This is a genomic window from Chitinophaga sp. GbtcB8 (assembly GCF_019091455.1).
Lineage (GTDB): Bacteria > Bacteroidota > Bacteroidia > Chitinophagales > Chitinophagaceae > Chitinophaga.
Map to the genome: position 1 here is coordinate 37,567 of NZ_JAGXJN010000012.1, position 19,093 is coordinate 56,659.

The following is a 19,093-nucleotide window of genomic DNA, read 5'->3' on the forward strand; positions in this document are numbered from 1 at the left end:
CAGTGAACATCATCCATAAGACACAACAACTCATTTGCACATCTGCACATTCGTATAACCATTCATGAAGACAGTTCGTTATTACATTCCGGCTATTGTGTGGCTTTTTTTTATCCTGGTGATGTGTACATTGCCCGGCAAGGATATTCCCCATGAAAGCTGGATGGAGCGGATACATATGGATAAAATAGTGCACTTTGGCCTGTTTGCCGGTATTGTATTTTTCCTGTGCCTGGGGGTTTACTGGCATAAAGGCCGTTTTTCCGCAGCAACCCTTTTAATGTTTGTAGTGTTTGCGGCCCTTTACGGCCTGGCTATTGAGTATATTCAAAAGTACCTGACGATAGACCGCAGCTTTGACATGACCGATGCGGCTGCAGATGCACTGGGCGCTATTGCCGGTGTATGGATCTTCCGCATGTTCCGGCGCTGGTTCCTGAAACCAGGTACCAATAACGCTATTAAATAATTCCCCTCTTCTTCAGCTTCACTATTACCAGCATTACCTTTACCGGCCGCCTACTATCCCGGGAAAATGCCTTTATAATTTAAAGCAGCAGCGCTTAACAATTTCTTAATACAATTCAACTGTTCCTTAAAAACAATAAGGCCCGACAGGTTTACACCCATCAGGCCTTATAAGAAATAAGTGATGTTTATTTATTGCTTGCCAGCATCGTTCTTAGCGTCTGTTTTCATTTTGTCATTGGCAAAGATCGCAAACTCTACGCGGCGGTTCTTAGCCCTGTTCTCGTCAGAATCATTGGGCACTTTAGGCTGGCTTTCACCATACCAGTATGCCTGTACGCGGTTAGCGGCTATTCCTTGTGCTTTCAGGAAAGCGGCAACGTTATTAGCGCGCTTTTCAGACAGGGTCATGTTATACTCGTCTGTACCTTTATCATCGGTATGCCCTTCTACCCGTACATAAGTATCCGGGTATTTGTTAAGCACCTGTGCCAGCTGTTTAATGTTATCCTGCGCAGTGGCTGAAAGATCTGTTTTATCAAAGCCAAACAGCACACCGGATGAGAAGGTAACATTGATACCTTCACCTACACGCTCTACGGTAGCATTGGGTACTTCTGTTTTAATTTCCTGTGCCTGCTTATCCATTTTTTTACCGATCAGCACACCGGCTGTACCACCTACTGCAGCGCCTATAATGGCACCCAGGGCAGTGTTACCGGCTGCTTTACCAATAGCAGCGCCGGTAGCTGCACCACCGCCTACGCCAATAACGGCACCTTTTTTAGTATTGTCCATACCCTGCCAGGTGGAGCAGCCAAAAAGTACAGTGGCAGATAAGGCTATTGCTACAATTGCATTCAATTTTTTCATCGTACAATTTTTTAATTTTCTAAGGATTCTAGTATTGAGTTGCTGATTATTACCGGCTCGTTTTGCAGGAGCATTGAATGGGCCAGGTCATTTTGATTTGTTGTAACGTAACACCGGGGTTTTCCCCAGTGTATCCGTTTTATAACACAAGCTGTATTCAAATTCTTTGCCAAAGTCAAAAACCGGCGCATTTATTCCGCCGCCAAATTACTGGACATTACGGAAGTACAGACAATAAATTTTATACACATAATAGTTATGTGGATAATTAGCCTGGTATGACTACGAATTTTATCCCAGCAGATTTTTGAGCATGCCGCCCAAACCGCCTTCAGAAGGCTGTTGCTGCTGTTGTTGTTTGGCGCCATTGGAGAGTACGCCCATCAGGTCCTGCAGATCCACATCACCATCACCATCCTTATCCAGCCCACCGGAAAGGCGGCCCAGTATGCCGGACAAATTGATGCCGGACGCCTGCCCACCTGTAAGGGAATTCAGGATGCCCTGCAGGTTAAAGCTATGGTCGTTAGGATCGTTTGTTTTCTTTACCAGCGAGCCTAATACAGCAGGAATAAGGCTGCCGGCTATTTGCTGCGCGGTACCTGCAGGCAGGTTAAATTTTTCCAGCAGGGTACCTGCCAGGTTACCGGAGAGCTTGTTCACTACCGGGTTTTGCGGGTCTGTTGCCGAACCGGCGCCGCCCAGCAGGCTTACTACCTGGCTGGTATTGCCATTGGCCATTTCATCCTGCAGGCCGGATGCAATGGATTCGGTAGCAGCATGTATAACCGCCTCATTCTGCTCATTGGGAACAGCGGGATTATTTATAACCGCACCTTGTGCGTTTTCCTTAACGAGGTTTAAGAGTTGGTCCAGCATGGTGTGTAGCTTTATGAAGTTATTGTAGTAAAACAGCCCCGGTGCTTAAATTGTTCGGCCGCCGGGATTTTTACATCCCGCCCTGTTTCAGCTTTTCCGCGTTCTCTGCAAACTGCAGGGCTTCTATCATTTCCTGGATCTCCCCGTTCATGAAAGCATCCAGGTTATAGATGGTCATGCCAATGCGGTGGTCCGTAATACGGCCCTGGGGGTAGTTATAGGTACGTATTTTGGCGGAGCGGTCGCCGGTAGATACCAGGCTTTTACGCTGGGAGGCAATGGCCTCCTCATGCTTGCGCACAGCAGCTTCATAGATACGGGTACGCAGCATTTTCATAGCTATATCCCGGTTGGAGTGCTGGCTGCGGCCCTCCTGGCATTCCACCACTGTTCCGGTGGGAATGTGCGTTAAGCGTACGGCAGATTCCGTTTTGTTTACGTGCTGCCCGCCTGCGCCGGATGAACGGAAGGTGTCCATCTTAATATCGGCATCCCGTATTTCCACATCCACCTCATCAGCTTCGGGCAGTACGGCTATGGTAGCGGCAGAGGTATGCACACGGCCGGATGCTTCTGTAGCGGGTACCCGCTGTACGCGGTGTACGCCGGACTCAAATTTAAGGGTGCCATATACATCATCCCCGCTTACTTCTACTACGGCTTCTTTATAACCGCCTACTGCACCGGGGGTTTCGCTCATCAGGTTAGCGCTCCAGCCCTTGTTCTCACAAAAGCGCAGGTACATGCGCAGCAGGTCGCCGGCAAAAAGGCTGGCTTCATCGCCGCCGGTACCACCCCGTATTTCCAGGATGGCATTCCTTTCATCCTGCGGGTCTTTGGGTATCAGCAGGTTGCGGATGGCAGCTTCCTGCTCCTCCTTCTGCTGGTGCAGGGATTCGGTTTCTTCCTTGGCCAGCTCGCGCATTTCATCATCGCCGCTTTCCAGCACTTCCTTGTTAAAGGCCAGCGCATCCAGCAGCTTGCGGTAGGCATCATAGGCCGTTACCACCTTTTCCAGCTGCCGGTATTCCTTACTCAGCTTGCTGAACTTCTTGTTATCACTTACTATTTCCGGGTTGGTCAGGGCCAGTGACACCTGCTCAAACCGGCCTTTTATCGCGTCGAGTTTATCTATCATGTTTATCTTTGATGCCTTATTAGGCGGGCACAAAATTAACACCAATTCATTAAAATAATACAAGGTATGTCCCAACCGGTTAAATTAAGCGGCATAGATCTGTTTAACGGAAGGCAATTTTTAGGCGCTGACAAGGTGCTGGTGCTGGATCAGCAAGGCACGGTACTGGATATACTGAACCGGGCAGATGCCGGTGAAGGCGTACAATTACTGGATGGCATGCTTTGCCCCGGTTTTGTAAATACCCACTGCCACCTGGAGCTGTCCCATATGCAGGGCGTAATACCGGAAAAAACCGGTTTACCCACGTTCCTGACTACGGTAATGACGCAAAGGGGCACTTTTGCCGTTGACCCCACAACTGCCATGGAAGCGGCCGCAACGGCCATGTGGCAGGAAGGCATTGCAGCCGTGGGCGATATTTGCAATACTACCACGACCCTGCCTTTGAAGCAAAACAGCCCGCTTTACTATCATTCCTTTATAGAATGCATGGGTTTTATTCCGGCGGCTGCCCCCCAGCGGCTGGCCCAAAGCCAGGAGGTATACCAGCAGTTCCGGGCGCTGAACGGGCCCCGGCATAACAGCTCCCTGGTACCCCATGCCCCTTATTCGGTAAGCGCGGCTTTATTTGAGCTGCTGGCCGGGTTGCAGGATAATGCACCGCTCAGCATCCATAACCAGGAATGTGCGGCTGAAAACGAGCTGTACCGGCATAAAACCGGCGCTTTTCTGGATTTTTACCAGCGCTTTAGCATGGACATCAGCGGGTTTACCGCCCCGCAAACCAACAGCCTGCAGGCCTGCCTGCCTTATTTAGCCAATAGCCCTTTGCTGCTGGTGCATAATACCTTTAGCGATGCGGCAGATATACAGGCCGCCCTGCAACGCGCCCTGCCGGTATACTGGTGCCTGTGCCCTTTGGCCAACCTGTATATTGAAGGCCGCCTGCCGGATATAATGCTGCTGCGCCGCATGGGCGCTACCCTTACGCTGGGTACGGACAGCCTGGCCTCTAATCACCTGTTATCCATTTGGGCAGAGATACAGGTTATACAAGCGCAATTCCCGGAGATACCGCTGGCAGAGCTGTTACAATGGGCTACGCTGAATGGCGCCCGTGCATTGGGTATTGAAGGGCGGTATGGAAGTTTTGAAAAAGGGAAGCAACCGGGGGTGGTGGTGATTGGGAAGGAATGCAGGAGAGTGGGAATATAGCTATACGGAGCAATTATGAGGCATTTTGGATCTTATCAGAAATATTCCCGCGGTATTAACTAAAGATATATATAGTTTTATACTATTATATTTGCAGCCTGAATTACTGTAACATGCAATCTTTCCTGGACCTGTTGATCTTAGGCAACCCTATACGCAGCTATCTTATACTCGCAATAGTGCTGCTGGTAGTGTTTGCCGTTAAACGGTTCCTTTCCAAGGGGATCGCTTCCCTGGGTTTTAACCTGGTTAAACACCTGTCGCCCCAGATAGAAAGAAGGGAGCTGGCCCACCTGTTATTACGCCCGCTGGAGTTTTTCCTGTTGCTGCTGGCCTTTATGCTTACCATAGATCATTTCCGGTTTCCGCCGGAGCTGAATGTAACGGTGTACAATGGCTTTACGCTTAAGAATCTTAGCAGCACACTGATGCAGATCGCTTTCTGCGTGTGCGTTTTATGGATCCTGCTGCGCCTCATTGATTTCATAGCGCTGATACTGGAAAAACAGGCCGACCTCACGGAAGATCTGACGGATAACCAGTTCATTGTTTTCTTCCGGGACTTTTTCAAAGCCATTATTTCCATACTGGGCTTTATAGTGCTGATACGCATTTTATTCGGCTCTGAGCTGGTAAATAAGCTGATCGCAGGCCTGGGCATAGGTGCGGCGGCCCTGGCTTTGGCTGCTAAGGAAAGTATAGAGAACCTCATTGGCTCTTTCATTATTTTCTTTGACAAACCTTTCCGTGTAGGCGATAGCGTTAAAGTAGACAGTTACCAGGGTACCGTGGAAAAGATCGGCTTACGCAGTACCCGCATCCGAACCCTTGAAAAAACATTTGTAACCGTGCCAAATAAAAAGATGGTAGACAGTATCCTGGACAACCTGACCCTGCGCACGCAGCAACGCGTGGCCATGAAGCTGGAGCTGCCTACAGAAACACCTTCCGATACCCTGCTGAAAATACTGCAGGATATACAGGATATATTACGGAATAACAGCAGCGTGCTGCCTGGTTTTACCGTGAACCTGCATGATTTTAATAAGGATACTTACCTGGTGCAGGTGGTCTATAATACCTATATTATAGAGGGCCTGCAATATGCAGCCCTGCGCGAGGCTGTGAACCTGGGCATTATCCGCGCGCTTGAGCAGCGGGGCATAAAGCTGCCGAGCACAAAGATTGATGTGCAGCTGGGGAATTAATGATTAATAATTAAGAATTAATAATTGGGAAGTGCGTGATGTAGGCAGTACGCCGTTTAATAAAAAAGTCCGGGTCAATGATCCGGACTTTTTTGGTTTATGTAAGTTTTGTAAGGTGCATATGGTTGTACATTTGCATATCTGCACATTTGCACACCTGCACATTATTTAATCATTGCCTTTATTTTTATCGCTGGTATCATTCTTCAGCAGAATGCGGGAGATCTCAGCTTCTACAGATTCATTTACATCGCCGGAAATGCGGCCTATTTCCTTCCCTTCTTTCTGTATAATAAAGGTGGGTACTCTTTTCAGCTTATATTCCTGGGGGGCGCCGGTATCCAGCTTTTCATCTGCGCCAAAGATCAGCATCTGTGTTTCCGGGCTGCCGGCCAGCACCATCACCTTATATAGTTTCGGGAACAGGTCGCGGCTTTGCGCATCCCAGGTACCTATCAGGGCTACTACATTAAATTTATCGCGGTTGGCTTTAATATAGTTCAGCATACTTTCGTTAGGCTGGTATTTATTTACGCCGGTATAGAACCAGGCATATGCACTGTCGCTGGTTAACGCCTTCAGATCCAGCTTGCCTTTCAGCACCTTACCGCCATTTTGCGCCTGGGCCAGAGTTGCAGCAAATAAGAATAAACCTCCCAGTAATAATGTTTTTAATCGCATAACCGTTTTTTTATAATTGATCTTTGAGTTCTGTTAAGAAACCTCTTACTTTTAGCAAAGCCTGTACCATTTCAAAATTCCGGGCGGCTAACTTTTTATCTTCCTTTAGTTTTTGTTTGGCGCCTTCGATCGTATATTTTCTTTCCCGCAGCAGGTGATAGATCAGTTTCAGGCTGTGAATGTCCTCCTGCCGGAAAAGGCGGTCGCCTTTACGGTTCTTTTTGGGCTGCAGAATATCAAATTCATTTTCCCAGTAGCGGATCAGGGAAGTGTTTACACGGAACATGCCCGCTACTTCACTAATGGAGTAGTATTGTTTGTCCAGCGTTATTTTGTCCAGCTCTTTGATCACATCTGTATCTTCACTTACTTCCTTCAAAGATTTACGCCCGCGCTTTTTTTTCACCGGCGCAAGCGTAGCGGTTGTTACGGGTGCAGCGGTATTGTGTTTTACGGCTGCGGCTACCCCTGCTTCGGGCGGTGTTGTTACTGCCTTCTCCACCGGTGGTGGAGCGGGTTCCAGGGAGCCAAAAAGGTCCAATTGGTGCATCATGGCAGAAAATCAATGTGACAAATATCCGTCAAGCTTTGCAATTACCATGCTATATTCTCAAATTCCGATGATTATCAGGTACTGCCGTACGGTTTAAAGCTAGGCCAAATTAATCAAAAGACTGGTTACCCGAGCGGGCAATTTTTAACATGCGGTCAAATTCTTCGGGTGAGAGGTCGTTAAAGAAGAAATATACAGGGTCTACTTTTTCGCCGTTTTTCATTACTTCATAGTGGCAGTGGGGCCCGGTAGATTTCCCGGTGCTGCCTACCCAGCCCAGTACATCGCCGCGTTTTACGGTTTGCCCGGCTTTTACCTTGGTACGCAGCATATGCCCGTACAGGGTTTTGTAGCCGTAACCATGGCGTACAACAACGTGGTTGCCGTAACCAACATCACTCAGGGCTGCTTCTTCAACTACCCCATCGCCGGTTACATAAATGGGGGTGCCGCTGGGGGCGGAGAAATCCAGGCCGGCGTGATACTTCACTGTTTTGTAAATGGGATCTATACGGTAGCCAAAGCCGGAGGCTATGCGCTTCAGGTCTTTATTGGCAACGGGTTGTATGGCCGGTATGGAGGCCAGCATTTTTTGTTTGTTCTTTACCAGCTCGTCTATTTCAGTGTAAGATTTTTCCTGGGATTTAATGCGGTTCAGCAGCTCTTTCAGCAATACTGCGGTACTGGCAATAATATCGTTGCTGGAAAAAGATTGCAGCTGGGCCAGCTCCTCGTCCTTTTCAATTTTACCGGCGCGGGTGCTGTCCGGTATGGGAGAGGCTTCAAAGATCACCCGGTATATTTCATTATCGCGCTGCTGTAATTCTGTTAGCTGGATCTTGGCTTCATTCATACGGTGCTGTAAGGCATCGTACTGCTCTTTCATATTGTCAATGTCACGGCGCAGGGATTTTTCCTTGGGGGAATCCAGGAACCGGTAAGAAACGGACAGGAAGAGGACGCCGGTAACAATGGCGGCGGACACAAACCCCAGGATGCGGAGGATCTTTACCCGTACGGAAATTACGAGCTTTTCATACTTAAGGGTTTGTGTATTGTAAAAGTATTTGACCTTCTTCATTGGACCAGGTTCGCTTTTAGCCAGGACTATGTCCTAACGTCATTCCTTCTTTTTTAGTGTAAAGGGCATCTCAAACTCATGGATAAAATGCTGCCGGCGGGTACTGCAGGGCTGGTCCTCCCTCCCGGGATGGCTACCTTCATGCGTACTGCTCACAGCTTTTTTGAATAATGTTATAGGTTTCAATATTTTTGCACTCCCTTCAGCAAATCCACGGTTTAGCGGGCAAGGGGCGTGCAAACCTAATGGAATTAGACTACAATGGCAATCTTTTGAATGTCAATTTTCTAAGTCCCACTGCTTGGCTTAAAATACAAATTAAAGTCAAATTTAGGTCTAACACAATTTTATTTATACAATTTTAATTACATATCATCAGGCTATAATACTTATGACAGCATCCGAGATCCGACAGCAATTCCTGGACTTTTTTGCATCCAAAGGGCACCATATCGTGCCTTCTGCCCCTATTGTGGTAAAAAATGACCCTACCCTGTTATTTACCAATGCGGGCATGAACCAGTTCAAGGACTATTTTTTGGGTAACAAAACCTCCGCCTACGCGCGGGTGGCAGATACCCAGAAATGCCTGCGGGTAAGCGGCAAACATAACGACCTGGAAGAGGTGGGCATTGATACCTACCACCATACCATGTTTGAAATGCTGGGCAACTGGAGCTTTGGCGACTATTTTAAAGAAGAAGCCATTGCCTGGAGCTGGGAGCTGCTGGCCGATATCTATAAAATACCTAAAGACCGCCTGTATGTGACTGTTTTTGAGGGGGATACCAAAGAAAACCTGCCTAAAGACGAGGATGCCTACAATTTCTGGAAACGGCATATTGCCGAAGACCGCATACTGCTGGGTAATAAAAAAGATAACTTCTGGGAAATGGGTGATACCGGCCCTTGTGGCCCCTGCTCAGAAATTCATGTGGACTGCCGCCCGGATGCCGAAAGGCAGCAGGTGGATGGCCGTACCCTGGTAAATGCCGACCACCCGCAGGTGATAGAGATCTGGAACAACGTGTTCATGCAGTTCAACCGCCTGAAGAATGGCAGCCTGGAACCGCTGCCAGCCAAACATGTGGATACCGGTATGGGCCTGGAACGCCTGGTGCGTGTGCTGCAGGGTAAAACCTCCAACTACGATACGGACCTTTTCATGGGTACCATTCATGCTACGGAAAAACTTACCGGGCATACCTATAAGGGCACAGATGAAAAGCGCGACGTGGCTTTCCGCGTAATAGCCGATCACCTGCGCGCCATTTGTTTTACCATTGCCGATGGGCAGCTGCCTTCCAATACCGGCGCCGGTTACGTAATACGCCGCATTTTACGCAGGGCTGTACGGTATTATTATTCTTTCCTGGATGCTAAAAAACCTGTGCTGCATGAGCTGGTGCCTGTACTGGCGCAGCAGTTTGGAAAAGTGTTCCCGGAGCTGCAGCAACAGCTGGATTTTGTGAAGAAGGTAGTATTTGAGGAAGAGAATAACTTTTTAAGAACGCTGGACAGCGGCATTAAGCGGATGGAAGATGTGGCCAAAACAGCCAACGGTAAAGTAATTGATGGCAGGGCCGCTTTTGAGCTATACGATACCTACGGTTTTCCCTTTGACCTTACCAGCCTGATTGCTACTGAGAACGGGCTTACCGTTGATGAGAAAGGTTTTGAAACCGCTATGCTGGAGCAGAAGAACCGCTCCCGCGCCGCCACTGAGCTGGATATGGGCGACTGGGTAGTGCTGGACGAAGTACCAGCTACCACCTTTGTAGGTTATGAGCTGCTGGAAAATACCACCCGGGTTACCAAGTACCGTAAAATAAAGGCAAAAGGCAAAGAGCAGTACCAGCTGGTACTGGAACAAACGCCTTTTTATGCCGAAAGCGGCGGGCAGGTAGGTGGTACCGGCCTGCTGTACTTTGATGGCGAAACTATTGCGGTTACAGATACCAAAAAGGAAAATGACCTCATTGTTCATTTTACAGATAACCTGCCGGCTAATATAGCCGTTGCCGTTAAAGCGGTAATAGCTAAAGATAAACGACAGGATACTGCCCGTCACCACTCCGCTACACACCTGCTGCACGCGGCATTACGCCAGGTGCTGGGTACACATGTAGCCCAAAAGGGATCACTGGTGAATGCAGATTACCTGCGTTTTGACTTCTCTCACTTTGCCAAGGTAACAGACGAAGAGCTGGCCCGCATAGAGGATATTGTAAATGAAAAGATCCGCCAGAACATTCCCGTTATCATTAAGGAAATGGGTAAGGAAGAAGCCATGCAATCCGGCGCTATGGCCCTGTTTGGCGAAAAGTACGGAGATGTGGTACGCGTAGTGATCATGGACCCCGCTTATTCTGTTGAGCTTTGCGGCGGCACCCACGTAGGCGCTACCGGGGAGCTGGGCCTGTTCAAATTTTTAGCAGAAAATGCGGTGGCTGCCGGCGTACGCCGTATAGAAGCCGTAACCGGCGCAAAAGCCCTGTCTTTTGTAAATGAGCAGCTGCAACAGCTGAAAGATATTAAAGGCGCGCTGAAAGGGCCTAAAGATGCCCTTAAAGCGGTTGAAAGCCTGGTGCAGGATAAAGCCGGGCTGGAAAAACAGCTGGCCCAGCTGGAGCTGGAAAAAGTGAATGCCCTGGCTGCAGAGCTGAAACAGCAGGTAAGCCCTGTTAATGGAGTTAACTTCATTGGCCAGGTAGTAAGCCTGACCAATGCCGAAGGCCTGAAACAATTGGGTACTGCGCTTAAAAGCATTGATAACCATGTAATAGTGCTGGCAGCTAATATTGGCGGAAAAGCCAGTGTGGCCCTGCTGGTAGCCGATAGCCTGGTAGCTGCCAAAGGATGGGATGCTACCAGGATCATTAAGGAGCAGGTAGCTCCGCTGATCAAAGGCGGTGGCGGCGGACAAAAGTCTTTTGCTACAGCCGGCGGCCAGGAAGTTGGGAAACTGCAGGAAGTGGTGGAGAAAGTGAAGGGGTTGTTGGGGTAAGAATTAATGGATTAAGAATAAGCAGGCCCGCGTAAGACGAAAGTTTTATGCGGGTTTTTGTTTTTAGTGTTTAGTCTTCTTTTTTGTATTACTTATGTGTTTTTTTGTGGTAACGCGCTTTTTGCGGCCAGTTTGCTTATAGTGAATAATGGCCTCACTGATCAAAGATTTATCATTCTCAGTTAAAGGCTGGGGATCAACCACAAAATCAATGCCTTTCGGTTCTTTAATGTATCCCATGTTTTATAATTTATAGTATCTGTTAATAAGCCTCATGGCAGTTTCAGGAAAGATAATCATTTTATGGTTACCAATATGAACTGCACCCAATGCCTTTTCATAATGTGCTATTAGCCTGGTTTTAGATGTAAAAGCCACAAAACCATCATATCCTTTTTCACTGGAAACTTTACAGGTAAACGCAAATAAATTCCCAGGTACACCTTCATATAATTTAGGGCTTCCCATGTTAAACGGAGCGCTTTCAATTAAATGCAGATAAAAATGGTCTTTATAATCGCTAATGCTCACAAGTCCCTGAATAATATTTGGATTACCCACAATCGTGAGCTTATATACCTGCCGGTCTGTAAGTTTAAGTTCTGCTTTCCAATTAAAATTCCATTTATTGCCCTTTGTTACCCCCTTTAGATCAGACCCATCTACAGGTAAAACTTCTGTTTCAAAACTATCTCCAGATATAGTATTTACTATACTATTTGTCAGTTTGTCAATCTCTATATTAATGTGATATTTTGACCCTCCTGGCATCTGTAAATTTACGAAAAAATATCGACAACCCATCACATAATAACCTGAAATACAATACGCTATAAAAATAAATGGCTGATCTTAAACGTAGGTTATTCTATTTTGCTTCAAAACGACTTATTTTTTAACATTCCCTTCACTCCCCCTCCTCATCTTTTAACTTTTCCTTGTTACCCGTACCCTTTAAATTTGTTATATAAAAATCTGAATTGAACATGGGCAAGTTACTCCAAACACTGACCCTCGCAGGATTTACCTGCTACACACTCACAACAGCGCTTACTGTACAAGCGCAGGATACCGCTCCCGGTAAAAAGAACGATAAGCTGGGCGAGTATGATGAGATCATCATCAAACGTAAGAACAACCAGGACGGAAAAGTAACGGTTGAGATCAAAGATGGAGAAGTATGGGCAGATGGTAAAAAGCTGGAAGATTACGACGGTGATATTTCCGTATACAAGCGTAAAATTACCCCGGTAGACGGGAATGCTTTTCCCTTCGCAAACCAGCACCGTGGCCTGCAGTTCTTTAATAATGATGGGGATAATGATAACGGCATGGAGATCCGCGGTGGCAAAGCACTGCTGGGTGTGATCACAGAAAAGAAAGAAGCCGCCGGTGTAACGGTACGGGAAGTATCTAAAGGCAGCCCGGCCGCCAAAGCTGGTATACAACAGGGAGATATTATTACGGCAGTAGACGCCGATAAGATCCTGGAACCGCAGGACCTGTTTGAAAAAATAGGCGCGCATGATCCGGGCGATAAAGTAACGGTTACCTTCCTGCGTAATAAAAAGGAGAGCAAAGTCAGCGTTAAGCTGGATGAGCGCAAAGGCGCCAATATTTTCAACTTTGCACCACCTAACTCCCGTGACGGTAATGATAATTATTTCCGTTTCCAGCCACGCGGCCGTCAGCCATTTGGCAATGACTTTAACTGGTTCAATGATGATAACAGCAACAGCACCCGCCTGGGCTTGTCTGTACAGGATACAGAGAATGGCGATGGCGCCCGTGTACTGAATGTAAGCGAAGGTTCCGCCGCTGCCAAAGCAGGATTTAAACAGGATGATATTATTACGGAAATAGCCGGCGAGGCCATTACCTCTGCCAAAGATGTAGTAAATACCTACCAGGAAAATAAAGAGAAGGGCACTATAACAGCAAAGGTTAAACGTAACAATAAAACGGAAACCCTTTCTATCAGTGTTCCTAAAAAATTAAATAAAGCAGACCTGTAAGTGAAGATGAAAATGCGGGAGCGATTGATCATTGATTTCAGCATTCATCCATCTATCTATAAGATTTAGTTTTTGATATGGTTTTAAGTGTGTAAAGATGCCCGTTCGCCAATGGTGAACGGGCACTTTACTTTATGAGCATTTTTACATACTTCAGCTTCTTTTTAAAGGGCGGATATTTCAGCGGCACATCCAGCCAGGTGGCGGAGCGCATAATACCTTTGGGATGCGTAAAGGTTTCAAAACTGTAACGGCCGTGGTAACGCCCGCTGCCACTGGGTCCTATGCCGCCAAAGGGCAGCTCAGGATTAGTAAGGTGCACCAGCGTGTTATTGATACAACCACCGCCAAAACGTACCTGCTCCTCAAACAGCTTACGGGTAGACGCACGTTTTGTAAACACGTATAATGATAAAGGATACGGATGCCGGCGGATCATTTGCACAGCCTGCGGCAGCTCATCAAACGTAATAACAGGCAGTATAGGCCCGAAGATCTCTTCCTGCATCAGCGGAACATCCCAGGGTACATCTGCCAGTAAGGTAGGGGCTATGTACAGGTCATCACGGTTGGTATTACCACCGTGAATAATACGGCCCTGATTTAAATAAGCCTGTAATACATCAAACCGTTTGGCGTTAATGATACGGCTATAATCCGGGCTGGCAGCGGGATCATCTCCATAAAAATCCACAATAGCCTGCTGCATGGCAGCAATAAAAGCCTCTTTTATACGGCTGTGCACCAGCACATAATCCGGCGCTACGCAGGTTTGCCCGGCATTCCAGTATTTACCCCATATAATGCGGCGTGCCGCCACTTTTATATTCACTTTATCATCTACCAGGCAGGGCGATTTTCCACCCAGCTCCAGGGTAACAGGCGTTAAATGCGGCGCCGCCATTTCCAGGATCTTTTTACCCACCGGTATGCTGCCGGTAAAGAACACATGATCAAAACGGTGGGTCATCAGCTCAGGGATCACCTGGCCGCCATCGCCCTGCAGCAGTGTGATATAGGCAGGGTCAAAAGTATCTTTGATCAGCTGCTCCATTACGGCAGCCGTGTGCGGCGCCAGCTCGGAGGGTTTTAATATGGCGCAGTTACCTCCCGCAATAGCGCCGGCCAGAGGGCCCATAAGTAAGTTAAACGGGTAGTTCCAGGGCGCAATGATCAACGTTAACCCCAGGGGCGAACGGATCACTTTACTATGGCTGGGATAATGCTCCAGCGGGCTGGAAACCTCCTGTGGGCGCATCCACTCACGCAGGGAGGAAAGGATATGATCTATCTCTGTATAGGCAAATCCTACTTCGCTGCCATAAGCTTCCATAGGGTGTTTGCGCATATCGGCATACAGCGCATCCAGGAGTGCGTTTTCATATTTTTTGATGCCCTGCTTTAGCTTTTTTAACTGGGTTTTACGGAAGGATAACGGTAAGGTTTGCCCCGATTCAAAAAAGGCTTGTTGGGCTGCATGTATTTCACCTATAGTCATGTTTACAATTTACTAAAAATGAGTGCAGCGCGCGCCGTATGGAAGATGTGCGAATAAAAATATATCTTCGCCCCTGCCCATTTGCAGAATTTGCACATTGATAATTATGAGCGCAACGATCGATTATAACAAGTATGAGGCCGTGATAGGGCTGGAAGTGCATGCCCAGTTATTAACAGAAAGTAAGCTATTCTGTAACGACAGTGCAGCGTTTGGCGGCGCTCCCAATACTCATATCAGTCCCATTACACTGGGGCATCCCGGCACCCTGCCCCGCATGAACCACAAAGCGGTGGAATATGCCGTAAGGCTAGGACTGGCCTGCCATTGCGAAATAGCGCAGGAAAATTACTTTGCCCGCAAGAACTACTTTTACCCGGACCTTCCCAAAGGTTACCAGGTATCCCAACATACTGCTCCCATTTGTAATGGTGGTTATGTAGCCATTACCACTGCTACCGGAGAGCGTAATATACAGTTGAACCGCATACACCTGGAGGAAGATGCCGGTAAATCCCTGCACGACCAGGACCCTGCCAATACCCTGGTAGATTACAACCGTGCCGGCGTGCCGTTGGTAGAGATTGTAACAGAACCAGACTTATTCAACGCAGATGAGGCTTATGTTTACCTCACCAACCTGAGAAGGCTGGTGCGCTACCTGGAAGTATGCGATGGGAATATGGAAGAAGGCAGCATGCGCTGCGATGCCAATATTTCCGTACGCTTAAAAGGCGTAACTACCCTGGGCACCAAGGTGGAGGTAAAGAATATGAACTCCATCCGTAACGTGAAAAGGGCCATTGAGAACGAGATCAAACGGCAGATAGAGATCATTGAAACCGGCGGCACTATTGTACAGGAAACCCGCAGTTTTGATGCCTCCAATGGCAGCTCTTTTTCACTGCGCTCCAAGGAAGAAGCCAATGATTACCGTTATTTCCCCGAGCCGGACCTGGCCCCCTTCCGCATTACGGCAGATTACCTGGAAAGCATTCAGCGTGCTTTACCTGCCCTGCCGGATGAATTAGTACAGAAATACACACAGCAATACGGGCTGCCGGAATACGATGCCCGTGTGCTGTGCGACGATAAAGCTACCGCCGATTATTTTGAGCAGGTAATAACCGTGGCGCCGCAACATAAAGCCGCTGCCAACTGGCTGTTAGGGCCTGTAAAACAGTACCTTAATGAGCACTCCTGCGGGTTGGAGCAATTCCCTTTAACGGCCGCCGGAATGGCAGCGTTAATACAGCTGGTGGAAGCCGGTAAGGTGAGCTTTTCCATAGCCTCCTCACGCATATTCCCGGAAATGATACAGCAGCCCGGCAAAACACCGCTGGAAATAGCCACGGCGCTTAACCTGCTGCAGGATACCAATGTGGACAATATCTCCCCAATTATTGATGAAGTGCTGGCAAAATACCCCGGCAAAGTAGCCGAATATAAGGCCGGTAAAAAAGGCCTGATAGGACTGTTTGTAGGTGAGGTAATGAAACTGTCGCAGGGTAAGGCAGACCCCAAGCTGACCAACCAGCTGCTGGCAGAAAAATTAAAGTAGTTTTGGCCAGGATTAATAGTGTATGGTTCACAGCCTTTTATAGATGTGACAGCTCCATTTTCCCTCCTGCTTTTAATGCAGCATCCGCTATTATGAACCGGGCTATGAACCATGGGCCGTGCAGCATGGACTAATTCCAGCATTGTTTCTTACTTTTGGGTGATCAATTGTTCATCAGCACTCCTTTTTTTGCCGGATAGGATAATGATGGAATGCACATTGCATATAGAGCGTAAAATATTTTTCATGAAAAAAATAACATATTGGCTGGCCCTGGGCGTGTTGCTGGCAAGTTGCGGTCAGCAGGCGGAGAAAGGAACTTTTAATATAGCCGTTCATTTAACCAATGCCCCCCTGGGTCCCGTATTTTTGGAGGAGCTGACCCTGAAGGAAGTAAAGGTAGCGGATACTACCTCCCTGAAAGATGCCAGCGGTAAATTTACCCTGAAAGGCACCGTACCGGAGCAGGGCCTGTACCGTATCCGGTTTGGTAACAGTAAATATATTATCCTGGCGCTGGATGCCGGCGATATGAAAATAGAAGGTGATTACGATAACCTGGATAAAATTAAAATAGAAGGTTCTGAAGCCTCTGAAGCATTGCAGCAATTGCTGGCAGATGCCAATGAAAAGGGCCAGGCCCTCACCGGCGAAATGCGCGTGATCGACAGCCTGCAAACGGCTAAGATCCCGGACAGCGTTCTGCAGGAAAAAGTAAAAGCCTTACAGCAAAAAGAGCAGGACCTGCAACAGTCTTTCCTGAGCTATGCAGAAAAAACACCCTACCCCGCTAATGCTGTTTTTGCCCTGAGCATGATCAATAACCCGAACATCCTGATCCAGGAAAAACAGATAGTAGGCAGCATAGAAAAACGTTTCCCGGAAAATACCCTGGTACAAAGCCTGGCCGCACGCATGACGGAAATGGAGCAGCAGGGCGGCGCTAATGCCAGCGGTGGTGGCGAAGAAGAAGAAAACATGACCGCGGTAAAAGTAGGCGATACTGCCCCGGATTTTTCCTTACCCGACCCTTCCGGTAAAGTGGTAAGCCTGAAATCTTTCCGTGGCAAATATGTGCTGGGTGATTTCTGGGCCAGCTGGTGCCAACGCAGCCGCATGGAAAACCCTAACGTTGTAAAAGCTTACCAGCAATACAAGAATAAGAACTTTACGGTATTAGGCGTGTCCCTGGATCAGAAAAAAGATGCCTGGCTCAAAGCTATTCAATCTGATGGCCTGGCCTGGAACCATGTAAGTGACCTGAAGTTCTGGGATTCCGCAGTAGTGCCTTTGTTTGGTATTAATGCTATTCCTACTAACTTTTTGCTGGATCCGCAGGGTAAGGTGATCGCTGCTAATTTAAGAGGCGATGCGCTGGAGCAGAAGCTGCAGGAAGTGGTGAAGTAGTTAAGCTAGTAGTGTTACAGCGGCATTATAAAACGTGAAAGGCTACCAAATTGGTAGCCTTTCACGTTTCCTTGGTTAATCGCTATTAATAACCGTGGTTCTGTTGAAGATTCGGATTCTGATCCGTATCATATTTAGGTATAGGCAATACAACTAAGTCAGAGCCGTAAGGCTGTGCATTCACAGTAGAGTGCGCGGGTATGCCTCTGCCAGTGCGTAAGAAATCCAGCTCTCCCTGACCTTCAAATGCCAGCTCAATCCTTCTTTCCAGTAACACGGCATCAATTAAAGCCTGTTTGGTCAGCGGCGCTACAGGTTTAGCTTTAGACCTTGTACGTACTTCATTGATCAGGGCTATCGCATTTGCATCTACCGCAGTGCCCAGGTTAGCCAGTGCTTCTGCTTTCGTCAGCAGTACTTCGCTATAACGCAGTACCGGCACCCAGTCGGTAATGCTGGTATATTTGGTGGTCCATAAAGTTCCGGGAGTAGGTGCATAATCTCTTACCAGGTCTTTTCTGCGTTTATCAGCAGTATCCATTAAGGCAACATATCCAGGGCTGATGGGAATATCCCCTCTTTTATCCGGAGCATAATGCTGGCCCAAAGCATTATTGGTATTCGGATTATCCGCACCGTTATGCGCAACGGAGAAAATGCTTTCATTGGTAGTATACGTACGGAAAGCTGTTGCGGGGCCATCTGTATTCAACGCATATTTACCGGAAGTGATCAGCTTATTGGAATAATCCAGCGCTTTCTGATAATCGCCTTTGTACAGGTACAAACGCATCAGCAAACCTTGTGCGGCACCTTTGGTGGCGCGTGCAACGTCGGCAAACTCCCTTACCTGTCCGGCAGGGTAGGCCAGCTTAGCTTCTGCATCCAGCAGGTCGGCTTCCATTTGATTATATACTTCTGCTACCGTATTACGGGGTACCTGGTTGCTGGAAGAAAAAGGATCATCAGCAACGGTCAGGATCAAAGGCACACCAGGATGGCTGGCGCCGGCAGTGAATTTGTAAGGTTGTGCCCACATGTTCACCAGGTAAAAATAGCACAGAGAGCGAATGAACTTAGCTTCGCCCGTATACTGTGCTGTTTGCTCAGCAGAAACCTTACCGGGATTAGCTTCCAGCCCTTTCAGAAAGTTGTTGGCTTCGTAAATGGTACGGTAAGCGTCTCTCCATGAAATACTCACAGTACTATTATCCGACAATAAGCCCGAAAACTGAGACATAGGGCCAAAATAAGATGGCACCCCTGCATCAATACCCCTGATATCCGCATAGATCAAAATGCGGCCGCCAAAAAATTCAGCGTTCTGCAGCTGATCATACATACCGGTAGCAGCTTTTGCTATTCTTTCAGGAGAGCTGAAAGCATCGGCCGGAGAAAGGTTCGCAAAAGGTTCTTCGAAAACCTGTTTCTCACAGGAACCTAAGGTGAGCATGCATCCGATCACGCCCATATTTATCAAAAATCTCATCTTTTTCATGTGTGCTG

General features: G+C 47.8%; 17 protein-coding genes. 7 read left to right on the forward strand and 10 right to left on the reverse strand.

The genetic code is table 11. The features are described 5' to 3' along the window. Window positions 1-64 precede the first annotated feature (64 nt). Entirely contained in the window at window positions 65-469 is a 405-nt protein-coding gene (locus KVT36_RS12980) for a VanZ family protein (protein WP_217603928.1), read from the forward strand. A gap of 191 nt (window positions 470-660) precedes the next feature. Here KVT36_RS12980 and KVT36_RS12985 read toward each other — a convergent pair whose 3' ends face one another. From KVT36_RS12985 to prfA, 3 genes are all read right to left on the reverse strand, one after another. Then, a complete protein-coding gene (locus KVT36_RS12985; protein WP_217603929.1) occupies window positions 661-1,341 on the reverse strand; it encodes an OmpA family protein in 681 nt (226 codons plus the stop codon). 291 nt (window positions 1,342-1,632) lie between these two features. Next, window positions 1,633-2,220, reverse strand: a complete 588-nt coding sequence (locus KVT36_RS12990; RefSeq protein ID WP_217603930.1) for a hypothetical protein — start codon at window positions 2,218-2,220, stop codon at window positions 1,633-1,635. A gap of 70 nt (window positions 2,221-2,290) precedes the next feature. Next, window positions 2,291-3,358 carry a peptide chain release factor 1 gene (gene prfA / locus KVT36_RS12995; RefSeq protein WP_217603931.1) on the reverse strand — a complete coding sequence of 356 codons (1,068 nt, stop codon included), beginning with the start codon at window positions 3,356-3,358 and terminating at the stop codon, window positions 2,291-2,293. Between the two features lie 66 nt (window positions 3,359-3,424). Between prfA and KVT36_RS13000 the strand changes: the two genes are divergently transcribed. Together KVT36_RS13000 and KVT36_RS13005 are read left to right on the forward strand one after the other, a co-directional pair. Then, the gene (locus tag KVT36_RS13000; RefSeq protein ID WP_217603932.1) at window positions 3,425-4,576 is read left to right on the forward strand and encodes an amidohydrolase family protein; all 1,152 of its coding nucleotides are present in this window, start codon (window positions 3,425-3,427) and stop codon (window positions 4,574-4,576) included. A gap of 113 nt (window positions 4,577-4,689) precedes the next feature. Next, window positions 4,690-5,784, forward strand: a complete 1,095-nt coding sequence (locus KVT36_RS13005) for a mechanosensitive ion channel family protein (protein ID WP_217603933.1) — start codon at window positions 4,690-4,692, stop codon at window positions 5,782-5,784. A gap of 168 nt (window positions 5,785-5,952) precedes the next feature. Here KVT36_RS13005 and KVT36_RS13010 read toward each other — a convergent pair whose 3' ends face one another. The 3 genes from KVT36_RS13010 to KVT36_RS13020 all read right to left on the reverse strand — a co-directional run bounded on the left by KVT36_RS13010 (window position 5,953) and on the right by KVT36_RS13020 (window position 8,099). Next, window positions 5,953-6,465 carry a hypothetical protein gene (locus KVT36_RS13010; protein ID WP_217603934.1) on the reverse strand — a complete coding sequence of 171 codons (513 nt, stop codon included), beginning with the start codon at window positions 6,463-6,465 and terminating at the stop codon, window positions 5,953-5,955. A 10-nt stretch (window positions 6,466-6,475) separates the two neighbouring features. Further along, window positions 6,476-7,018: a MerR family transcriptional regulator gene (locus tag KVT36_RS13015; RefSeq protein ID WP_254639972.1), complete on the reverse strand. Its 543-nt coding sequence runs from the start codon at window positions 7,016-7,018 to the stop codon at window positions 6,476-6,478. A 109-nt stretch (window positions 7,019-7,127) separates the two neighbouring features. Further along, a complete protein-coding gene (locus KVT36_RS13020) occupies window positions 7,128-8,099 on the reverse strand; it encodes a M23 family metallopeptidase (protein ID WP_217603935.1) in 972 nt (323 codons plus the stop codon). A 391-nt stretch (window positions 8,100-8,490) separates the two neighbouring features. Here KVT36_RS13020 and alaS point away from each other — a divergent pair, with 391 nt between their 5' ends. Then, window positions 8,491-11,106 (forward strand): alanine--tRNA ligase, encoded by a 2,616-nt coding sequence (alaS, locus tag KVT36_RS13025; RefSeq protein WP_217603936.1) that lies wholly within the window; start codon window positions 8,491-8,493, stop codon window positions 11,104-11,106. 63 nt (window positions 11,107-11,169) lie between these two features. Here alaS and KVT36_RS13030 read toward each other — a convergent pair whose 3' ends face one another. Continuing rightward, window positions 11,170-11,346 (reverse strand): hypothetical protein, encoded by a 177-nt coding sequence (locus tag KVT36_RS13030; protein ID WP_217603937.1) that lies wholly within the window; start codon window positions 11,344-11,346, stop codon window positions 11,170-11,172. Between the two features lie 3 nt (window positions 11,347-11,349). Continuing rightward, window positions 11,350-11,877: a hypothetical protein gene (locus KVT36_RS13035; protein ID WP_217603938.1), complete on the reverse strand. Its 528-nt coding sequence runs from the start codon at window positions 11,875-11,877 to the stop codon at window positions 11,350-11,352. Window positions 11,878-12,092: 215 nt separating this feature from the next. Between KVT36_RS13035 and KVT36_RS13040 the strand changes: the two genes are divergently transcribed. Continuing rightward, complete coding sequence (locus tag KVT36_RS13040) at window positions 12,093-13,121, forward strand: PDZ domain-containing protein (protein ID WP_217603939.1); 1,029 nt, start codon at window positions 12,093-12,095, stop codon at window positions 13,119-13,121. A 127-nt stretch (window positions 13,122-13,248) separates the two neighbouring features. On the opposite strand, the gene KVT36_RS13045 is transcribed toward KVT36_RS13040, so the two are convergent. Beyond that, complete coding sequence (locus KVT36_RS13045) at window positions 13,249-14,619, reverse strand: aldehyde dehydrogenase (RefSeq protein ID WP_217603940.1); 1,371 nt, start codon at window positions 14,617-14,619, stop codon at window positions 13,249-13,251. 106 nt (window positions 14,620-14,725) lie between these two features. Between KVT36_RS13045 and gatB the strand changes: the two genes are divergently transcribed. After that, window positions 14,726-16,180 (forward strand): Asp-tRNA(Asn)/Glu-tRNA(Gln) amidotransferase subunit GatB, encoded by a 1,455-nt coding sequence (gatB, locus tag KVT36_RS13050; RefSeq protein WP_217603941.1) that lies wholly within the window; start codon window positions 14,726-14,728, stop codon window positions 16,178-16,180. 246 nt (window positions 16,181-16,426) lie between these two features. After that, the gene (locus KVT36_RS13055) at window positions 16,427-17,587 is read left to right on the forward strand and encodes a TlpA disulfide reductase family protein (protein WP_217603942.1); all 1,161 of its coding nucleotides are present in this window, start codon (window positions 16,427-16,429) and stop codon (window positions 17,585-17,587) included. A gap of 85 nt (window positions 17,588-17,672) precedes the next feature. On the opposite strand, the gene KVT36_RS13060 is transcribed toward KVT36_RS13055, so the two are convergent. After that, window positions 17,673-19,085, reverse strand: coding sequence for a RagB/SusD family nutrient uptake outer membrane protein (locus KVT36_RS13060; protein WP_217603943.1), 1,413 nt, complete (start codon window positions 19,083-19,085; stop codon window positions 17,673-17,675). Window positions 19,086-19,093 lie beyond the last annotated feature (8 nt).